The sequence below is a fragment of the Corynebacterium vitaeruminis genome, assembly GCF_001054325.1.
GTDB classification, from domain to species: domain Bacteria; phylum Actinomycetota; class Actinomycetes; order Mycobacteriales; family Mycobacteriaceae; genus Corynebacterium; species Corynebacterium vitaeruminis_A.
The window spans coordinates 83,211-102,629 of sequence record NZ_JVVM01000002.1 but is presented as its reverse complement, the minus strand read 5'-3'; the positions used below and the strand labels follow the sequence as shown (position 1 = coordinate 102,629).

General features: G+C 58.3%; 14 protein-coding genes and 1 pseudogene. 13 read left to right on the top strand and 2 right to left on the bottom strand.

The features are described from left to right. The 6 genes and pseudogenes from infB to ADA16_RS11300 all read left to right on the top strand — a co-directional run. Positions 1–2,505, top strand: a 2,505-nt coding sequence (gene infB / locus ADA16_RS00870) for a translation initiation factor IF-2 (protein ID WP_048758423.1), incomplete at its 5' end; no start/stop codon positions are given. 742 nt (positions 2,506–3,247) lie between these two features. Beyond that, positions 3,248–3,679 (top strand): 30S ribosome-binding factor RbfA, encoded by a 432-nt coding sequence (rbfA, locus tag ADA16_RS00860; protein WP_048758422.1) that lies wholly within the window; start codon positions 3,248–3,250, stop codon positions 3,677–3,679. A gap of 42 nt (positions 3,680–3,721) precedes the next feature. Beyond that, positions 3,722–4,783: a DHH family phosphoesterase gene (locus ADA16_RS00855; protein WP_048758421.1), complete on the top strand. Its 1,062-nt coding sequence runs from the start codon at positions 3,722–3,724 to the stop codon at positions 4,781–4,783. A 4-nt stretch (positions 4,784–4,787) separates the two neighbouring features. Continuing rightward, on the top strand, positions 4,788–6,164 hold the full coding sequence (locus tag ADA16_RS00850; RefSeq protein ID WP_152680703.1) for an MATE family efflux transporter: 1,377 nt from the start codon (positions 4,788–4,790) through the stop codon (positions 6,162–6,164). Continuing rightward, positions 6,143–6,478: pseudogene (locus tag ADA16_RS11305) on the top strand (4-phosphopantetheinyl transferase); the annotation flags it as partial. The gene ADA16_RS00850 and the pseudogene ADA16_RS11305, both read left to right, overlap by 22 nt. Positions 6,479–6,481: 3 nt before the next feature. After that, a complete protein-coding gene (locus ADA16_RS11300; protein ID WP_239659291.1) occupies positions 6,482–6,856 on the top strand; it encodes a 4'-phosphopantetheinyl transferase superfamily protein in 375 nt (124 codons plus the stop codon). Positions 6,857–6,890: 34 nt separating this feature from the next. Here ADA16_RS11300 and truB read toward each other — a convergent pair whose 3' ends face one another. Further along, the gene (truB, locus tag ADA16_RS00840) at positions 6,891–7,877 is read right to left on the bottom strand and encodes a tRNA pseudouridine(55) synthase TruB (RefSeq protein WP_048758419.1); all 987 of its coding nucleotides are present in this window, start codon (positions 7,875–7,877) and stop codon (positions 6,891–6,893) included. Between the two features lie 64 nt (positions 7,878–7,941). Between truB and ADA16_RS00835 the strand changes: the two genes are divergently transcribed. The 7 genes from ADA16_RS00835 (at position 7,942) to galK (ending at position 17,874) form a co-directional block, all read left to right on the top strand. After that, entirely contained in the window at positions 7,942–8,937 is a 996-nt protein-coding gene (locus tag ADA16_RS00835; RefSeq protein ID WP_048758418.1) for a bifunctional riboflavin kinase/FAD synthetase, read from the top strand. Positions 8,938–9,078: 141 nt separating this feature from the next. After that, positions 9,079–9,348 carry a 30S ribosomal protein S15 gene (rpsO, locus tag ADA16_RS00830; protein ID WP_016422594.1) on the top strand — a complete coding sequence of 90 codons (270 nt, stop codon included), beginning with the start codon at positions 9,079–9,081 and terminating at the stop codon, positions 9,346–9,348. A gap of 482 nt (positions 9,349–9,830) precedes the next feature. Beyond that, positions 9,831–12,098 carry a polyribonucleotide nucleotidyltransferase gene (locus ADA16_RS00825; protein WP_048758417.1) on the top strand — a complete coding sequence of 756 codons (2,268 nt, stop codon included), beginning with the start codon at positions 9,831–9,833 and terminating at the stop codon, positions 12,096–12,098. 157 nt (positions 12,099–12,255) lie between these two features. Next, the gene (locus ADA16_RS00820; RefSeq protein WP_048758416.1) at positions 12,256–13,212 is read left to right on the top strand and encodes an aldose 1-epimerase family protein; all 957 of its coding nucleotides are present in this window, start codon (positions 12,256–12,258) and stop codon (positions 13,210–13,212) included. A gap of 280 nt (positions 13,213–13,492) precedes the next feature. Next, complete coding sequence (locus ADA16_RS00815; protein ID WP_193387466.1) at positions 13,493–15,154, top strand: sodium:solute symporter family protein; 1,662 nt, start codon at positions 13,493–13,495, stop codon at positions 15,152–15,154. 16 nt (positions 15,155–15,170) lie between these two features. Further along, entirely contained in the window at positions 15,171–15,452 is a 282-nt protein-coding gene (locus ADA16_RS00810; protein ID WP_048758414.1) for a hypothetical protein, read from the top strand. Between the two features lie 10 nt (positions 15,453–15,462). Next, positions 15,463–17,874: a galactokinase gene (galK, locus tag ADA16_RS11480; RefSeq protein ID WP_082150618.1), complete on the top strand. Its 2,412-nt coding sequence runs from the start codon at positions 15,463–15,465 to the stop codon at positions 17,872–17,874. Between the two features lie 30 nt (positions 17,875–17,904). Here the strand turns inward: galK and ADA16_RS00800 are convergent, their stop codons facing one another. Continuing rightward, the gene (locus ADA16_RS00800) at positions 17,905–19,371 is read right to left on the bottom strand and encodes an MDR family MFS transporter (protein ID WP_048758413.1); all 1,467 of its coding nucleotides are present in this window, start codon (positions 19,369–19,371) and stop codon (positions 17,905–17,907) included. Positions 19,372–19,419: the final 48 nt, after the last annotated feature.

Here is a 19,419-nt window from a genome sequence, read left to right as displayed (position 1 = left end):
GCTAAACCCGCTGCACCAGCGGCGGCTAAGCCGGGTGCCAAGCCAGCAGCCCCGAGCCCGAAGCCGGGCGCAGCAAAGCCGGGTACCGGCAACGCCGCACCGTCCCGCGCCCCGAAGCCTGGACAGGAAATGCCACGCCCGCCGAAGCCGGCTGGCCCGAAACCGGGTCCGAAGCCAGGCGCACGCGCACCGCGTGTAGCAAACAACCCATTTTCTACCGGCGGATCCTCCCGCCCGGCACCGCGGCCGTCTAACATGCCGCGCCCGCAGGGAGGTTCTGGTCGTCCGGGGCCGAAGCCTGGAGCACGCCAGGGTGGCCCGCGCTCGCAGGGAGGACACGGTCGTCCGGGACCAAAGCCTGGAGCACGCCAGGGTGGCCCACGCCCACAGGGAGGCCAGGGCCGCGGTAATAAGCCGGGTGGCAACCGTCCAACTCCGGCAATGATGCCTTCGCACCCGAATCCGGGGCAGATGCCGGCAAAGGCTAGCCGCGGCGGCGCTGGTGGCGGCTTCGGTGGCCGTGGTCGTGGCCCAGGAGGTCCGGGTGGCGGACCACGCGGTGGTCGCGGTGGACGTCGCGGTGGAACTGCAGGTGCATTCGGGCGGCCAGGAGGCGCCCCGCGTCGCGGACGTAAGTCGAAGCGTCAGAAGCGCAATGAGTACGAGGCAATGCAGGCACCATCCGTGGTGGGCGGCGTTAAGCTGCCTAACGGTAAGGGCAAGACCATTCGTCTCGCACGTGGTGCATCCCTGTCCGACTTCGCTGAGAAGATTAACGCTGACGCAGCATCGCTGGTCCAGGCGTTGTTCAACCTCGGCGAAATGGTAACGGCAACTGCCTCGGTTTCCGATGAGACCCTGCAGCTGCTCGGCGATGAGATGGACTACAAGGTCCAGGTCGTCTCGCCGGAGGATGAGGACCGTGAGCTCCTCGAGTCCTTCGACCTCCAGTTCGGTGAGGACGAGGGCGACGATGAGGACCTGGAGCAGCGTCCGCCAGTGGTTACCGTGATGGGTCACGTCGATCACGGTAAGACACGCCTGTTGGATACCATTCGTCAGGCTAACGTCGGTGGTCACGAGTCCGGTGGTATTACCCAGCACATCGGTGCCTACCAGGTGCCGGTGGAGCTCGACGGCGAGAAGCGCAAGGTTACCTTCTTGGATACCCCGGGTCACGAGGCGTTTACCGCCATGCGTGCCCGTGGTGCAAAGTCGACCGATATCGCGATTCTGGTGGTTGCAGCCGATGACGGCGTTATGCCGCAGACGGTTGAGGCTATTAACCACGCCAAGGCCGCTGATGTGCCCATCGTCGTGGCAGTCAACAAGATTGATAAGGAAACTGCGGATCCGCAGAAAATTCGTGGTCAGCTGACTGAATACGGTCTCACTGACGAAGAGTGGGGCGGCGACACCATGTTCGTCGATATCTCCGCTAAGAAGGGCACCAACATCGATCAGCTGCTCGAAGCAGTGTTGCTGACTGCAGACGCTTCGCTGGATCTGCGCGCCAACCCGGATATGGATGCCCAGGGTGTCGCCATTGAGGCTCACCTTGACCGCGGCCGTGGTCCCGTGGCAACCGTTATCGTCCAGCGCGGTACGTTGCGCGTCGGTGACTCCATCGTTGTCGGTGACGCCTATGGCCGTGTTCGCCGCATGGTCGACGAATACGGTAACGATGTCGAAGAGGCCGGTCCTTCCCGTCCGGTTCAGGTGCTCGGCCTGACCTCCGTGCCGGGTGCTGGCGACAACCTGCTGGTTGTTGATGAGGATCGTACGGCTCGCCAGATTGCAGACCGCCGTGACGCGCGCCGTCGTAACGCACTGCAGGCACGTCGTCGTAAGCGCGTCTCCCTGGAGAATCTGGACGAGATTCTGAAGGAGACCAACACCCTCAACCTGATCCTGAAGGGCGACAACGCCGGTACCGTCGAGGCACTGGAAGAAGCCCTGCTCAAGATCGAGGTCGACGACGAGGTCGCCCTGAACATCATCGACCGTGGTGTAGGCGCTGTCACGCAGACCAACGTCTCGCTGGCTGCCGCGTCTGACGCCGTTATCATCGGCTTCAACGTTCGCTCCGAGGGCAAGGCCACTGAGTTCGCCAATGCTGAGGGCGTTGACATTCGCTACTACACGGTAATCTACCGTGCTATCGAGGATGTCGAGGCCGCTTTGAAGGGCATGCTCAAGCCGGTCTACGAGGAAAAGGAGATCGGTCGTGCAGAGATTCGCGCCATCTTCAAGTCCTCCGCAGTTGGCCTCATCGCAGGTTGCATGGTGGAGTCCGGCAAGGTTCGCCGCAATGCCAAGGCTCGTCTGGTACGCGACGGCAACGTCATCACGGATTCGGCGACCATCGAGTCGCTGAAGCGCGAGAAGGATGATGCCACCGAGGTCGCAGCCGGTTACGAGTGCGGTATGGTGCTGTCCTACCCGGACATCCAGGTCGACGATGTCATCGAGGTCTACGAGATGGTTGAGGTTCCGCGCACTTAGTAGCGCAAGCTGAACCGCAAGCTAAGCACTGCGTGAACTTTGATAAGGCGCTCCCTTCGGGGAGCGCCTTTTTGCGTACGGTGTTCGTTATGGGCTTCAAAACTAATCTCTTTGCACTCTCGGGTGAACTGCCGCGAACGAATATTTTGAGTTATCCTCCGGCGAGCGCAGAGGAGACTCTTGCGCAATTGGACAGGATTTGGTCAGGGAAGTTCGCCTTTGATTCCGAAGTAACCATTGAGGATGGTCATAATTGGTACCTCCACGCGGTAGCGTTTGGGCCAACGCTGCTTTTCGGGACTGACGACGTATGTTAGGTGTAGGCAAAGATTCTGAGCTGCGCTCTGGCTGGCATTTCCGGCCGTTGAGTTGCTGTGCGATAGCGGGGGTGAGGAGACCCCGTTTCGCCTGCGCATCTTGGTTGTAGTGGCTTCTCAAGCAGGCGATGACATCGATGGTGTCGGCAGTATTGTCATGATGATGAAAGGGGCACTAACAAAGGTCGAACGTAGGGCGAAACACATGACCGCACTCGGTAGACGGCCGCAGGTGAAGATACGAAACTTGCGGTTCGAAGTTGAGTAGTGTTTTGCGTTAGTATTAGCAGTCCTTTGTATTGAATCGCTTTTGCCGGATCCCAATTGTGTCGTTGTCAGCGAAGGGGCACCTCAGGCCCCACGCTATAAGGGGTCTAGCTACGAATCGTTACGCACAGGTTTAGATAGATAGGGAGTAGCCAAAAATGGCAGATCCAGCACGCGCGCGCAGGCTGTCCAAGCGAATTCAGGAGATTGTCGCCAGCTCAATTGAGCGTGAAATTAAGGATCGGCGCCTGGAGTTTGTGACTATCACGGACTGCCGCGTCACCGGCGATTTGCACGATGCCACGATTTTCTACACCGTCCGCGGACGCACGCTGGACGAGGAACCGGATTATGAGTCTGCGACGGCAGCGCTGGAAAAGGCGAAGGGGCAGCTGCGTTCCCTGGTCGGTCGTGGCACCGGTGTGCGCTACACACCGACCCTGACGTTCGAGGTCGACACGGTGCCGGAGATTTCTGCGCACTTGGAGGAGCTTCTCGACAAGACTCGCGCGCGTGATGCAGAACTGGCGGAACGGGCAAGGGATGCCAAGCCCGCGGGCGATGCCAACCCATACCGCGACGAGGAGTAAAACTCTCCGCCAGCCACACCTATAGATGAAAGGGGCACTAACGTGACCACTTCTCCGCAGGCTCAAGAGCAGGCAGCCCATCAGCTCTCTCAGGCGATTGATCGCCGCATGTCCAAGCCGATTCAGCAGATGCAAGAAATGCTTGCCGGCGCCAAGAAGGTCGGCGTCATTGCCCATGTTCACCCCGATGCGGATGCGATTGGTGCTGCATCTGCGATGGTCATGGCTCTTGTACAGCGTGGCATTTCGGCTGTTGCCAGCTACGGCGAGAGCGATTTGCCCGCCAAGTCGCTGCTGACCATCCCCGGGTGGGAGCGGTTCGTGGAGTACACGGACTTGGATGAGGATATCGATACATGGGTGACCGTCGACTGCGCAAGCCCGGGGCGCCTCGGTGAGTTAGAAGAGCGCGTGATGGCTTCCGACCGCGTAATCAATGTCGACCACCACGCGACCAACACCCGCTTTGGGGCCGTCAACATGGTTGATGCGCTCGCAGAGTCCTCGACCATGGTGCTGCTGGACTTCTTCGGCGTCTGGGGCATCAAGCTGACCACGCCGATGGCGCATGCGCTCTATGCGGGGTTGTTGACAGACACCGCGTCGTTCCAGTTTGGGCGTTCTCGCATGCATACCTCGGCGGCGCGGTTGCTGGACAAGGGGCTCGATCCCCGCACAATTGGTGCGCAGCTGTTGGAGGAGCACCCATTTGCCTACTTGCCCTTCCTGGGGCAGGTGCTTTCCACTGCCACACTCGTGCCCGAGTGGGGCGACGGCGCCGGTCTCATCCACGTCGTCATTGAGCACGATCAGACCAGCGAGGTCGGTCACGATGAGATTGAGTCAGTCGTGGACATCGTGCGGACGACAAATGCGGCTGATGTCTGTGCGGTGCTCAAGGAGTATGAGCCAGGCCAGTGGGCGGTATCGTTGCGTTCCCGAGAGGTTGTCGATGTGTCCCAGGTTGCCCTGGCAATCGGTGGCGGTGGCCACGAGCGCGCAGCCGGTCTGACTCGCGAGTGCAGCAAGGATGAGCTGCTGCAGGCCATTCTGGGCACGAGCGAGGTCGCAGCCCAGGCACGGCGTGATATGAGCGAGGTCTAGGGGATTGTCGGACTCGCGAGAAACTCAGGAGCATACTGAGGTCAAGCAAGCTGACATAGAGCGAACCGGACACAACTCGAAGTCGGATGTCAGCCTCCGAGCGATTGTTTCGCTGGCGCTACCCGCGCTGGGTGTGCTTGCCGCGCCGGCTCTCTATGTACTGCTGGATACGGCCGTTATTGGACGGCTCGGAGCGATTGAGCTAGCGGCACTTGCCGCTGGCTCCACCGTCTTTTCCGTGGTGACCACGCAGCTCACTTTCCTGGCTTATGGCACCACCGCCCGATCAGCACGAGCATTTGGTAAAGGCAACGTTGATGAAGCGGTCGAAGAGGGGCTGCAGGCAACATGGGTTGCCATTTTCGTCGGTCTTAGCCTCTTCACCATCATCGTGGGACTAGCACCGGTATTTACCGGTTGGCTCGCTCCACACTCTGAGGTCGCCCAGGATGCAGGGCAGTGGCTACGCGTTGCGGCCTTCGCCATTCCGCTGACCTTGATTGCGCAGGCGGGCAACGGTTGGCTGCGAGGCATTCAAAACACCCGCGCACCGTTGCTTTTTGTACTAGCCGGCCTCATTCCCGCAGCCATTGTCATTGTGCCGCTTGTCCGTGCCTTTGGGCTTGAGGGCTCCGCAATGGCCGTGCTCTTAGGCGAATTGATTACCGGCGGCTTATTCCTGCGCAGTCTTTTCAAGGAGTGTACTCAGCGCAACCTTGCCCTGCGCCCCAACGGCAGCATCATCAAAAGCCAGCTTGTCCTCGGTCGCGACCTCATTGTTCGGTCCCTGTCCTTCCAGGTAGCGTTCCTCTCCGCGGCCGCAGTTGCTGGCCGCGTGGGGCCGAACACGCTCGGTGGGCACCAGGTCATGCTGCAGCTGTGGAATCTCATCTCTTTGGTTCTCGATTCTCTGGCCATTGCAGCACAGACACTCGTCGGTGCAGCCCTAGGCGGTAGCTCCACGGGTGTTGCCCGCTGGACTGGCAAGCGAGTTACTGCATGGTCAAGCATCATTTCTCTCGGCCTCGCAGCTATCTTCGCCGTCGGCAACGCCAGCATCGTCCGCGTCTTCACCGATGACTCAGGTGTAATTAGTTCCGTCACCTCGGGACCATGGTGGATTCTCGTCGCAATGATTCCTATCGGCGGTATCGTCTTCGCACTCGACGGCGTGTTGCTCGGTGCCGGCGACGCAGCCTTCCTTCGTAACGCCACCGTTAGCGCGGTCCTGTGCGGATTCCTCCCACCGGTCTGGCTGGCGCAGGCATTTGGCTGGGGTCTGACCGGCGTGTGGTGTGGTCTCTTGGCCTTCATGATTTTGCGACTTGTCTTTGTCGCCACCCGCTTCCGCGGCGAGAAATGGTACGGCGTCAACGAATGAATGTGCTTGCCGACGTCCAGGAGGCCCTAACCACACATCTACCTGCGGGTAGCCAGCTGGTTATCAGGCCCAATGCCGAGCTGCCCTTTAGCGACGCAGAATTGCGACAGCTCCGCAGTGCTGAGTTCACCCTTTCTGACAGAGCCGTAACAGCACGAGTTCGAGATTTCACCCGGGGGCGTCTCACTGCGCATGAGGTTTTGCAGAGACTAGGAGAGTCTGCCCCAGACGGGATTGCTGCATCACCCAGTGGCGCGCCCCTGTGGCCGCGAGGAGTTGTCGGATCAATTAGTCACTGCGACAAGGCTGTCGCAGCAGTGGCCGCGCACGATGAACAGCTGCAGGGGCTTGGTATCGATGTGGAAGTTGAGCAGACTCTAGAGTTAGGAATCATTGATTCCGTCTTGCGCGCTGACGAGGCTCGCCTTGACCCGCTGGTGCAATTTAGCGCCAAGGAATCGATGTACAAGCTCTGGGAGCCGATAGTCGGTCAGTGGCTCGATTTTGATGAGGTCTCCGTGCAGCTGGGGAAGAAGCCATTAACCAGATGGGGTTTTTCGCGGGGAGTGACGGGCGGACCTTTGGCGCTGGCGTTTCATCGTGAGGTGCCCGAGTGTTTCCGCGGCGTATTGGGCTTCTGGGTCCGCGGTGCCGGAGTTGTTATCACGGCGGTGTGGCTCGAGCAGGCTTAAGCGGCACGTGGCGTTGCCGCTGACGGATTAACTCTTACAGCGTGGCCGGGCGCACCACGAAGACCGTTTTGGCTCGCTTGCCAGATTCTGTGAGCAGTGCCGGAACCTTTCCGGCTGGTGACACCGCCGCGTAGATCCCCGACTTTCCGATCGGCTCCAACCACTTGCCCTGCGCCAAATCAGCCGCCTGCTGTTCAGTAATTTCGCGGGTATCGAAGCAACGCAGGCAGGCTTCGTCCAGACTCATCGGTAGCAACGCAGCGGCACGCTCCGGGCTGGGGCGACGCATCTCCGCAAGTTCCGGGTGCGCAGCGTCAAACTGTTCGGCTTTGGCCGTGAGCTCGTCGATAGTCAATGCCTCGTCAATGGTGAAAACGCCTGCAGCAGTACGCCGTAGCGCGGTGAGATGCCCACCGACTCCCAGTGCCTCCCCCAAGTCACGAGCCAACGCGCGGATGAATGTACCAGCAGAGCAGTCGACCTCCACATCGATGTCGATGCATTCACCGGGACGAACAGGATTGGAGTCGTGGCGGATGTCCAAAACTTCATAGCGGGTGATTGTCACCGGACGAGCGGGGATATCGACCTTCTCGCCCCGGCGAATACGTTCGTAGGCGCGGACACCGTCGATCTTCACCGCGGATACCGCAGCCGGTTTCTGCATAATTGAGCCGGTGAAGTCAGCAACTTTCTCCCGAATCATTTCATCGGTCACTGCTGCCGCTGAGGATTCGGAAAGCAATTCGCCCTCGGCATCGTCGGTAAGCGTGGCAGCGCCGAGACGAATCGTCGCTTGGTAGGACTTCGTGTCGGCGTGCACATGCGGCAGGAAACGGGTGCCACGGCCGATGCCGAGGACGAGAACGCCGGTGGCCATCGGATCGAGGGTGCCAGAGTGGCCGACCTTCTTAGTGCGGAAAATTCGACGGAGTTTGCCCACTACATCATGGCTTGTCCAGCCTTGGGGCTTGTCCACGATGACAATGCCGGCGTCTGCAATTGGATCGAAGTCGGTCATAGACGCAATCCTATGTTGCACTATATGCGGTGTGTTAAACGGCGACCAGTTACACTGGCTCTTTGTGGAGATTTGGTATGGCTTGGACAATGCACCCGCAGACCTGGGCGACACGGTCGTAACCATTGGGGTTTTCGATGGAATTCACCTCGGTCATAAGCGTCTGATTGCTGCTGCGGTCAGAGACGCTCGCGCTCGTGGCGTGAAATCGCTGCTGATGACCTTTGACCCTAACCCGGTAGCGCTGTTTGCCCCGGATAAGGTGCCGCCAGCACTGTCCACTGTTTCCCGTCGTGCCGAACTGGCAGAGGCGGAGGGAATCGATGCCATGCTCGTCGTGCCTTTCGACAAGAACTTCTCCAGCATCCCCGCTGAGGACTTTGTCCGCACCGTTGTCCGCGACAAGCTGAACGCGCAGGCCGTTTTCGTCGGCCAGAACTTCACCTATGGGAAAAAGGCCGCAGGTACTGCCGAGACTATGCCGGGGCACGGCCGTGAGTGTGGGGTGGACGTCACTATCGTCGATCTCCTTGATGTCACCGCCGAGGACTCTACGGAGCGTGTCTCTTCGACGCGTATTCGCGGTTTGCTTGCCGACGGTGCGGTGTCCGCGGCCGCCACGTGTCTTGGGTACTTCTACCGTGTCGATGGCGATGTCATTCCAGGCCAGGGGCGCGGTGGGGCACAGCTCGGCTTTCCAACAGCCAACATTGACTTCGCAGAAGGCTTGGCAATCCCAGCCGATGGTGTCTACGCAGCGTGGTTTACAGCTCAGCCGACGCAGGCACGACCCGAGGCGGATGAGGAAGGCGATATCGAGTTCGGGGTTCGCTACCCAGCAGCGGTGTCAGTGGGCACCAATGTGACCTTTGGGGACACTGACCGCACGGTAGAGGCCTACGTTATTGACCGCCATGCGGACCTCTACGGCACTGCCGGACAGATAGAGTTTGTCCACCGTATTCGCGGAATGGAGAAGTTCGACTCGGTCGAAGAACTCATTGACCGAATGAACCAGGACGTCACTGACACCAAGGCCATTTTGGCTAAAGCGGAATAGCTGGTAAAGTTTCCCGTCGGCTGTGACTGCGGTCCACAAGCAGTTGCGAGGAATTAGCTGCCAAATGCTGTTTGGTTCCGAGAAAGCCGAGAATGTGGACTGAAACAACGACCATAATTTGATTCAAGGAGTTAGATTTACATGGCTTTGAATACTGCAGAAAAGGCAGAGATTCTCAAGGAATTCGGTCTGCACGAGACCGATACCGGTTCCCCGGAGGCTCAGGTTGCACTGCTGACCGCTCGTATTCGTCAGCTGACCGAGCACCTGAAGTTCCACAAGCACGATCACCACTCCCGTCGTGGTCTGCTGCTGCTGGTCGGTCGCCGCAAGGGTCTGCTGCAGTACCTGCAGGACAACGACGTTGAGCGCTACCGTAAGCTGATCGAGCGCCTGGGCCTGCGTCGCTAAGATTTCCCTTAAGGTCCTGTTTGTCAGAGCTTCATTGGTGTAAGTTGCTCTGTTAATTCAAGGCTTTTAAGCTTTTAGACCCGCCGTTTGGGTTTCCATTGGATGGAAGCTCACGGCGGGTCTTTTTGGTCACTTGTCGTTGTGGTATTCACTCATCGATGGGCTGTAGCGTGGCCACAAGTGAATACCTCATCGACATGTGGAGGGGCTGATTGACAGCGTGCGCATAAGTGCCGGGGCACCTTCGATAAGACACGGTAATCCATCGATGAGTGAAGAGAAGTCATCGATAAGTGCCCCCGCTCCGCAAACTCCTAGAACCCCGCGTAGGTGCAAGAACCCAGATGGCAGTGAGAGATCTCCGATCCGTCCAATACGAGAACTTTCCGCGTTAGCTGGTAGAATGCGTGACGCAAACGAAGTTCATTCGATCTTTTCAGGCGACATCGATGATCGCCGCTATTTCTAGGAGTAAGAAACCTATGGCCAACAGCAAGGCTGTTGAATTTTTCTTTGATGAGGATTTCGGTATTACCGAGGCCGTTGCCACCATCGACAATGGTGATTTCGGCACCCGCACCATCCGCTTTGAAACGGGCCAGCTGGCTCGTCAGGCCGATGGTTCGGTGACCACTTACTTGGACGAGGAGACCATGCTCCTGTCCACCGTCACCGCTTCTAACCAGCCCCGCGAGGGCTTTGACTTCTTCCCGCTGACCGTTGACGTAGAAGAGCGTATGTACGCTGCGGGCAAGATTCCGGGTTCGTTCTTCCGCCGTGAAGGCCGCCCATCCACCGACGCCATCCTGGCATGTCGTCTGATTGACCGTCCGCTGCGCCCGACCTTCGTCAAGGGCCTGCGCAACGAGGTACAGGTTGTCGTCACCGTTATGTCCTGGGATCCGAAGGACCGCTACGACGTCGTCGCAATCAATGGCGCATCAGCTGCAACTCAGCTTTCCGGGCTGCCGGTTTCCGGCGCCGTCGGTGGAGTCCGCATTGCGCTTGTCGCCGATGATAAGCATCCGGAGGGCGCATGGGTCGCTTTCCCGACCGAGGAGCAGCACGAGCAGGCTCTGTTCGAGATGGTCGTCGCTGGTCGTATTGTCACCCGCAAGCGCCGTGGCAAGAACGTCGAAGATGTCGCCATCATGATGGTGGAGGCCGGAGCAGGGGAGACCGTCGTCAAGCGTATTGCTGACGGTGCACCGGCCCCGACCGAGGACATCGTCGCCGCTGGTCTCGAGGCCGCAAAGCCGCACATCAAGGTTCTGTGTGAGGCACAGAAGGGTCTGGCTGAGCGCGCAGCGAAGGAAACGCAGGAGTTCCCGCTGTTCCCGGCGTACAGCGATGAAATCTTCGATGCAGTCGAGAAGAAGTCCGCTAAGAAGCTGGCCAAGCTGCTCACCATTCCGGGTAAGCAGGATCGAGACGACGCCACCAACGAGTACATGGAGGACGTCGAGGGGCAGCTGCTGGAGCGTTTCGTCTCTGACGATGTCGATGAGCAGGCTGCTTCCAAGCAGATTCGCGCTGCATATAACGCAGTGATGAAGCAGATTGTTCGTGAGAAGATTCTGGCCGAGGGCTTCCGTATTGACGGTCGCGGTGTCACTGACATCCGTGACCTGGGCGTTGAGGTCGGCCTGGTTCCGCGCGCGCACGGTTCCTCGCTTTTCGAGCGCGGTGAAACCCAGATTCTGGGTGTCACCACTTTGGACATGCTGAAGATGGAACAGCAGATTGACTCGCTGACCCCGGTTACTTCCAAGCGCTACATCCACCACTACAACTTCCCGCCGTACTCCACCGGCGAGACCGGTCGTGTTGGCTCTCCGAAGCGCCGCGAGATTGGCCACGGGGCACTGGCTGAGCGCGCTCTGCTGCCGGTCGTGCCGTCCCGTGAGGAGTTCCCGTACACCATTCGCCAGGTCTCCGAGGCGCTTGGATCCAATGGTTCGACCTCTATGGGTTCGGTCTGTGCTTCGACTCTGTCGCTGTACAACGCCGGTGTGCCGCTGAAGGCTCCGGTTGCCGGTATCGCCATGGGTCTGGTTTCCGGCGAGGTTGACGGTGAGAACCGCTTCGTCGCGCTGACCGATATCCTCGGTGCTGAAGACGCTTTCGGTGACATGGACTTCAAGGTCGCTGGTACTGCGGACTTCATTACCGCACTGCAGCTGGACACCAAGCTCGACGGTATTCCGTCGAAGGTTCTGGCCGATGCCCTGTCGCAGGCTCGTGATGCACGTCTGGCCATCCTCTCTACCATGGCTGAGGTCATCGAATCCCCGGATGAGATGAGCAGCCTCGCTCCGAAGATCACTACCGTCAAGGTTCCGGCTTCGAAGATTGGTGAGGTCATCGGCCCGAAGGGCAAGACCATCAACGGCATCACCGAGGAAACTGGCGCTGACATCTCCATCGAGGACGACGGCACCGTGTTTGTATCGGCAACTTCCGGTAAGGCCGCGGACGCTGCAATCGAGCAGATCAACGCGATTGCTAACCCGCAGCTACCGAAGGTCGGCGAGCGCTACCTGGGCACTGTTGTGAAGACTGTCGCCTTCGGTGCTTTCGTCTCCCTGACTCCGGGCCGTGACGGTCTGATCCACATCTCGAAGCTCGGTGGCGACAAGCGCATCGAGAAGGTCGAGGATGTCATCAACGTCGGCGACAAGATTCAGGTCGAAATCGCTGACATCGACAACCGCGGCAAGATCTCGCTGGTTCCGGTCGAGGACGACTAAAGCTTGGCGACGGAGGATGTGCTGTATGTAGCCTCCGACAACGCGAGTAGCGATGGCGCGGTTAGGTCACAAATTGACCTAACCGCGCTTTTGTTTTGGGTTAATCTCGGGTTTCGAAGGGATTAATTTTCGAATCCACGTGGAAGGTGATTTGCGCATGCGACTTGTCGCGCACGATCATGAATTCATCGACATTGTCGCCGGTGACTATGTCGCAAGTATTTCCCAGTTCGGTGGTGGCCCGAGATCACTGGAGTACTGTGGCCTGCCACTGCTGACAGACTATCCCAAGGGATTCAATCCACCGTTGTCCGCAGGTACGCTCCTGGCTCCGTGGCCGAATAGGGTCGCTGACGGAGTATTTATCTTTGGTGGGGAAGTCCACCGGCTAGATATCTCGGAGCCGTCTCGGGCGAATGCTATTCACGGGTTTGTTGCAGATCGCGTTTGGTCCGTGGTCGATTCTGATGACAGTAGCGTCACCTTGGGAGTGGAAGTTGAGCCACAGCCGGGTTGGCCTTGGGAACTCGGTATGACCGTGCGTTGGCAAGTCACGGCTGCAGATGGCCTATCGGCAGAGTTCACAGTGCATAATCGCAGCGATAGGGAGTGCCCGTTTGGTCTGGGCTGGCATCCTTACTTAAGCGCTTTGGGCGCTGATTTCGGTAGTTGCACACTGCGGTTGCCCGTTGATAAAAACCTGCCACTGGAGCCAATTCGAAACTTGCCCGCCGGTCCAGCGGTGCCAGCGGAGGCAGTGGTTCCAAGCATTCGAGAGGGATTATCTCTGGATGGACTGTGGCTGGATCACTGCTTCTTTGCTGCCGAGGAAACAGCCGAGAGTGGCTCACCGCGCCGTCGTGAAGCGCATTTGATTGGACCAAATGGCAAGGGTGCTGTGCTCTGGGCCGATGATGAATTCCGGTTCTTCCAGGTCTATGTTGCCGACGCTGGACGACGAGAAGGATTTCCTGGGCACGGGAATGCGATCGCGGTGGAACCAATGACATGTCCGCCGGATGCGCTCCGCTCCGGTACCGGTTTGCTGCGGGTTCAGGCTGGAGAGACAACAACTCTTGCCATGGGACTGCGCGCGGAGACGGGCGGAAAATAGTTTTCCCAGCGCAGAACAGTCCAGCCCCCTCAATCGGGTTAAAACCTTCTTAATTAATTCACCTTGAATTAAGAAAGAAAAATACACTAGGGACGAATGTAAAAGAATAGGTCTTCCTTTTGTGCAGGGTAGTGGCGATCTGCCCCTACAGTTTGCGGTAGGTCTAGCCACTTTCACGGCCATTGTTGGACGTGCGCCATATCAGATGCCGAAATAAGGGAAATCCCTATTCGTGCATTTTCTGAATACGTATCAACCGCCTAACCGCAAGGAGGCCGTCGTGATAGTGGCGCAATCAGCCTTAAGACTCGACGCGACATGGGTGGATTACTCCATCGTTGCTCTGTACTTCCTATTCGTCCTCGGTATTGGCTGGGCTGCACGAGCCAAAGTGTCCAGCTCCATTGACTTTTTCCTCTCGGGGCGCTCACTGCCGGCTTGGGTGACGGGGTTGGCGTTCATCTCAGCCAATCTCGGTGCCGTGGAAATCGTCGGCATGTCCGCAAATGGTGTGCAATACGGTTTCCAGACCATGCACTACTTCTGGATTGGTGCCGTCCCAGCCATGGTGTTCCTGGGCATTGTCATGATGCCCTTCTACTATGGCTCCAAGGTTCGCTCAGTTCCGGAGTTCATGCTGCGTCGTTTTGGTCCCGGTGCACACCTGGTCAATGCAATCTCTTTCGCTATCGCGCAGCTGCTGATTGCAGGCATTAACCTTCTGCTTCTGGCCAAAGTGGTCAATGCGCTACTCGGCTGGCCGCTGTGGCTGACGTTGGTAGTCGCCGCAGTCATCGTGCTGTCCTACATCACGCTGGGCGGACTGTCCGCGGCAATCTACAACGAGGTACTTCAGTTCTTCGTGATTGTCGCAGCTCTGTTGCCACTGACTCTGATCGGCCTGCACAGCGTCGGCGGATGGTCCGGGCTGAAGGAAAAAGTTGCCACTGAATCGCACTTCCACACTTGGCCGGGCACGGATATTTCCGGTTTTGATAACCCCATGATTTCCGTCATCGGACTGGTCTTTGGCCTCGGCTTCGTGCTGTCGTTTGGCTACTGGACAACCAACTTCGTGGAAGTTCAGCGCTCCATGGCCGCCGACTCACTGTCGGCCGCCCGCAAGACTCCAATCATCGGTGCTTTCCCGAAGATGTTCATCCCGTTCATCGTCGTGCTGCCGGGCATGATCGCCGGCGCCACCGTCGCACCAATCATGGATCAGACCGCCAAGCCTAACGACGCAATTCTCTACCTAATGAGAGATTTGCTACCCAACGGTCTGCTGGGCATCGCAATCGCCGGTCTACTAGCAGCCTTCATGGCAGGTATGGCAGCGAACATCTCCGCGTTCAATACAGTCTTTAGCTACGACATTTGGCAGACCTACGTCGTCAAAGATCGAGATGATGACTACTACCTCAAGGTCGGCCGTATCGCTACCGTTGGCGCCACCATCATCGCAGTGTTCACTGCACTGATTGCCGATAATTTCGGCAACGTCATGGACTACCTGCAGACGCTATTCGGCTTCTTCAACGCACCGCTGTTCGCCACCTTCCTCATCGGCATGTTCTGGAAGCGCATGACACCGGCGGCAGGTTGGTCGTCTCTGCTCGCAGGCACGGGTGCCGCGATTTTGTACTGGTACATCTCCGAGTTCACGTCGGCAAGCGCAACCATCTTTGACCTGCCGGGGCAGGGCACTGCCTTCGTCGCCGCCTCCGTGGCATTCGTCGTCGATATCGTGGTTGCCGTGGTCGTTTCCCTCATGACAACGCCGAAACCCGATGAGGAGCTGGTGGGCTTCGTCAAGTCCGTCACCCCAAAGGCCAACCTCACAGACGCTGCCGAGGCGGAGCTGCCACTGCTACAGCGAACTGTTCCGCTGGGTATCTTGTGCCTGGTGATGGTCGTAGTTCTCAACATCGTTTTCGCATAGGAGCTAGTGAGAGATCATGTCGCGCACACAAAACAATTCAACTGTAAAAGCGACTGCCAGCACCGGTAAAAAGAAGGCAGGCGCCTTTGACATTCGCAACGTCATCGGGGCTCTGATTGGTCTCTACGGCATCATTTTGCTGCTGTCGTGGCTGTTCCTCGATCCCGGAGTAAACCCAGAGACCAACGTTGCCAAAGAACCGATGTATAACCTGTACAGCGGAGTAGCACTGGTCGTCTTTGCAATCGTTTTCTTTGTCTGGGCGAAACTGCGCCCAACGGTTGTCGAAGAATCATAAGGAGGAGAAAGTGACAACCGACACCCCGCACTCTCACGCTTTTTCGGTAACGCGCACCACGCTTGCCGACGGCCGCGAGTTAATCTACTTCGACGATGAGCCGGACTATGTCTCGGGCACAAAGACTCGAAAGTTGACGGACGAACGTGATCTGCCAAAGGCGATTACGGAGTCAGAGCTGCGCCAAGATCCGCTGACGGGTGATTGGTACTGCTACGCGGCACATCGTATGAACCGCACCTTTATGCCCCCTGCCGGTGAGAACCCATTGGCGCCGACGCTGCCGGGTCAGCTTCCCACAGAGGTGCCTGCCAGCGATTACGACGTGGTGGTGTTTGAAAACCGCTTCCCATCGCTGTCGATGCACATGGAAGTTCCGGATGACTTTGTTCAGACTGTCGACGGCGCCGAGATATTCCCTCGGAAGCCAGCCTTGGCTCGGTGCGAAGTTGTGTGTTTCACGCCGAATGTTTCCGACTCCTTCCGCGATCTGACCTTCACACGTGCGCGCACCGTTATCGAAGCGTGGGCGCACCGCACGGCGGAACTCAGCAAGATTGACGGCGTGCGGTTGGTGTTCCCCTTTGAAAACAGGGGCAAGGAAATTGGGGTAACACTGCAGCATCCCCATGGGCAGATTTACTCCTACCCCTATCTGCCATCTCGTGCGGCGGCCATCGCTGCACGCGCGAAGGCTCACTTTGAAACCATCGGCCGCGACCTTTTTGATGATGTCCTGGCGGCTGAAAAGGCCTCGGGCCGACGCATCATCGCAGAAGGGAAGTACTTCACTGCCTTCGTGCCAGCTGCAGCTAAGTGGCCAGTCGAAGTCATGCTGATGGCAAATCGCGCTGTCGGTGACTTCCAGGAGCTGACCGATGCGGAAAAGGACGAACTGGCAGCAATGTATCTTGACCTGCTGCGACGTATCGATCGATTCTTCCCCGGCATCGACAAAACGCCGTACATCGCAGCCTGGAACCAAGCTCCGGTAGGCGAAGACCATCAGTTCGGGCGCTTCCACCTGCAGCTCTATTCCATGATGCGCTCTGCCGGACGCATGAAGTTCCTCGCCGGTTCAGAGTCCGGGCAGGGAGCCTGGATCTCGGATACAACACCAGAGGCAATCGCTGACCGCTTCCGGGAAGTCGGCCAGACTCGCTGGCTGCCTACTCGTACCCATAAGCAGGCAGTATCCGATGTAACAGAACAGTTCCGCCACAGTTTCGGTACGCAGCCGCAGGGCGTTTTTGCAGCTCCTGGCAGGGTGAACCTGATTGGTGAGCACGTCGATTACGCCGACGGTATCTGCCTGCCGTTCGCGCTGACACAGAATACTTTTGCAGCGGTGAGTGCTCATACGGATAGCAGCCCGTGGACAGTGCGAGTCGTCTCGGACCTGATGACAAAGGACGATGCAGCAGAAGATGACGAACCTGTTGCCATCGCAATGTCCGATGTTGGACCTAGCTCACCTGCAAATTGGACGGGCTACGCAGTCGGCACCATCTGGGCGATGCGCGAGGCGGGGCTGCTGCCTGCGGATTGCCCAAGCTTTAACATTGCAATTTCCTCGGACGTTCCAATCGGCTCTGGGCTGTCCAGCTCTGCCGCATTGGAATGTTCCGTCGGCGTTGCAGCCTTCGAGCTCGTGCATGGTCGCGCAGCCAACGAGGAGGAGCAGCAGGGAATCATTGAGGCGGCCATCCGCGCAGAAAATGAGGTGGTTGGTGCCTCTACCGGCGGTCTGGATCAGCGAATTTCCATCAAGGGCAAGGAAAACCACGCGCTGGCCATTGACTTTGCGAAGTATTCGGACCAGCTTGTAAAGGCTGCCTTCGCAGACAAGGACCTCGAAATTTTGGTGATCAACACCAACGTGCGACACAGTCTCTCAGATGGGCAGTATGCGACGCGTCGAGGAATTATCGATGCTGTGACAAGCGGCCTTGGGGTACCGAACTTCCGTGAGGTGGATGATGCCGTCGGTGCTGCTATCGATTGGGCGAAGGACAACATTCCTGCAGGCACTGATGAAGATCAGTGGGTGGATACGGTGGCGCGCAGAGTTCGTCACGTTGTTACCGAAACCGATCGGACAGCGCAGGCTATTGAGAAGCTCTCCGAGGGCGACTTCGATGCCTTTGGCACTTTGATGGTGGCAAGCCATCTTTCGCTGAAGGATGACTACGAAGTTTCCTGTCCTGAGCTGGATGTGGCAGTAGACGTAGCGCTAGAGCAGGGCGCGCTTGGTGCCCGAATGACTGGCGGTGGCTTTGGGGGCAGCGCCATTGCGCTGCTGCCACACGACCGCGTCAGTGCGGCAGCGAATGCAGTTGCGTCGGCTTTCCGTGACCGAGGAATGCCGGAACCGGAATTCCTCGTTGCCAACCCGGGGCCGGGAGCAAGCCGACTAGTCTAGGCGGTATTACTCCCGGTCTCGGGAGGGGGGCTACTGCAATGCGAACTTCTTCCGCTGCGGCTTGAGCAGCGTGGTCAGGAAGATTAGCACCACACCAAGACCTGCGGCGGTAAACATCGCAATGCCATAGCCACGAATAATGTCGTCGGTTGCAGGAGCTGCTGCACCAGCACCGGAAAGACCAGCGGCGATAACAGCCGACAGTGCGACAAACAGTGCAGTACCGACGGCACCTGCAACCTGCTGCAGCGTGTTCATAATCGCTGAGCCATCCGGGTAGAGATTCTTGGGGAGCTCCCCGAGACCGAAAGTGAACAGTGGAGTAAACAGCAGGCCCAGACCGATCTCAAAGACGATGTGGCAGGCGACAATCCACCACAGCGGAGTGGACGCCGAGATGAAGCCGAGCCCGAAAAGGCCGAGGGCGAGGACAATGGAGCCGGGAATCGCCAGTGGGCGGGGGCCATAGCTGTCGAAGAGGCGGCCGACAGCCGGTCCCATAAGACCCATAATCAGCGGGCCGGGCATCACAATCAGGCCAATGGTCTTGACGTCTACACCGCGCAGGTTGAGGTAGAGCGGCAAAAGGATAATCACACCGAACATCAGCATGAAGCCGATTGTCAGAATGATTGTCGACAGCCTGAAGCTCTTTGTGCGGAAGGTCCGAAGATCCAGCAGAGCTCGGTTGCGCGGTGCCAAGCGGCGCTGGCGCATGATGAAGAACACCAAGAGCACGATTCCGACTGCACCAAGGATTCCGTCGATAAGCGAAAACTCTGCGCCTACCCGGCTCAGCGCGTACACCAGCGGACCGAATGCGCCGGCGCTGAGGAACACCGAGAGGACATCGATGGGCTTCGAGGAGCTCTCTTCAATGTTGGGAACGAGGATGACACCGACCACCAGCACAATCAGCCCGAGCGGCAGCATCGTGTCGAAAAGCGCATGCCAATTGTTGTTTGCAATCTCCAGAATTAAACCGGAGACGGTCGGACCGATAGCAGGTGCGACAGCGATGACTACACTCATTCGTCCCATCATGCGGCCGCGCTCATGCTCCGGTACTACGTTGAGCACCGTGGTCATCAGCAGCGGCAGCAGCACTGCGGTGCCGGAAGCTTGCACAGTGCGTGCGAGAAGCACGATTGCAAAGTTTGGCGCGAAGGCACCGATGAGAGTGCCGACGACGAACAGGCCCTGACTGACCGCGAAAAGAGTGCGAAAGCGCACTGAGGCAATAAGGAAACCGGTGATTGGAATGACGACGGCCATGGTTAGCAGGAACGATGTCGTCAGCCAGCCTGCGGTAGCTGCGCTGATGTTAAGATCCGCCTTGACGACGGGAATTGCGACGCTCATGACCGTCTCATTCAAGATGGCCATAAAAGCCGCAGCTAGTAGCACGTAAATGGCCATGTAAGCGTTTTTCGGCGCTTTGGCCTGTGGTGCTTCCGAGCTTGGGCTGAATTCGGAATCTTCAGATTCAGAAACCAAGAGAAGCCTCTTTCTAGATAGCGTTATTGAAATAATTGATTTTCGAAG

Coding starts and splice junctions, on each gene's coding strand:
- rbfA (WP_048758422.1), top strand. CDS start 3,248: ATGGCAGATCCAGCACGCGCGCGCAGGCTGTCCAAGCGAATTCAGGAG.
- truB (WP_048758419.1), bottom strand. CDS start 7,877: ATGACCGACTTCGATCCAATTGCAGACGCCGGCATTGTCATCGTGGAC.
- rpsO (WP_016422594.1), top strand. CDS start 9,079: ATGGCTTTGAATACTGCAGAAAAGGCAGAGATTCTCAAGGAATTCGGT.
- ADA16_RS00825 (WP_048758417.1), top strand. CDS start 9,831: ATGGCCAACAGCAAGGCTGTTGAATTTTTCTTTGATGAGGATTTCGGT.
- ADA16_RS00820 (WP_048758416.1), top strand. CDS start 12,256: ATGCGACTTGTCGCGCACGATCATGAATTCATCGACATTGTCGCCGGT.
- ADA16_RS00810 (WP_048758414.1), top strand. CDS start 15,171: ATGTCGCGCACACAAAACAATTCAACTGTAAAAGCGACTGCCAGCACC.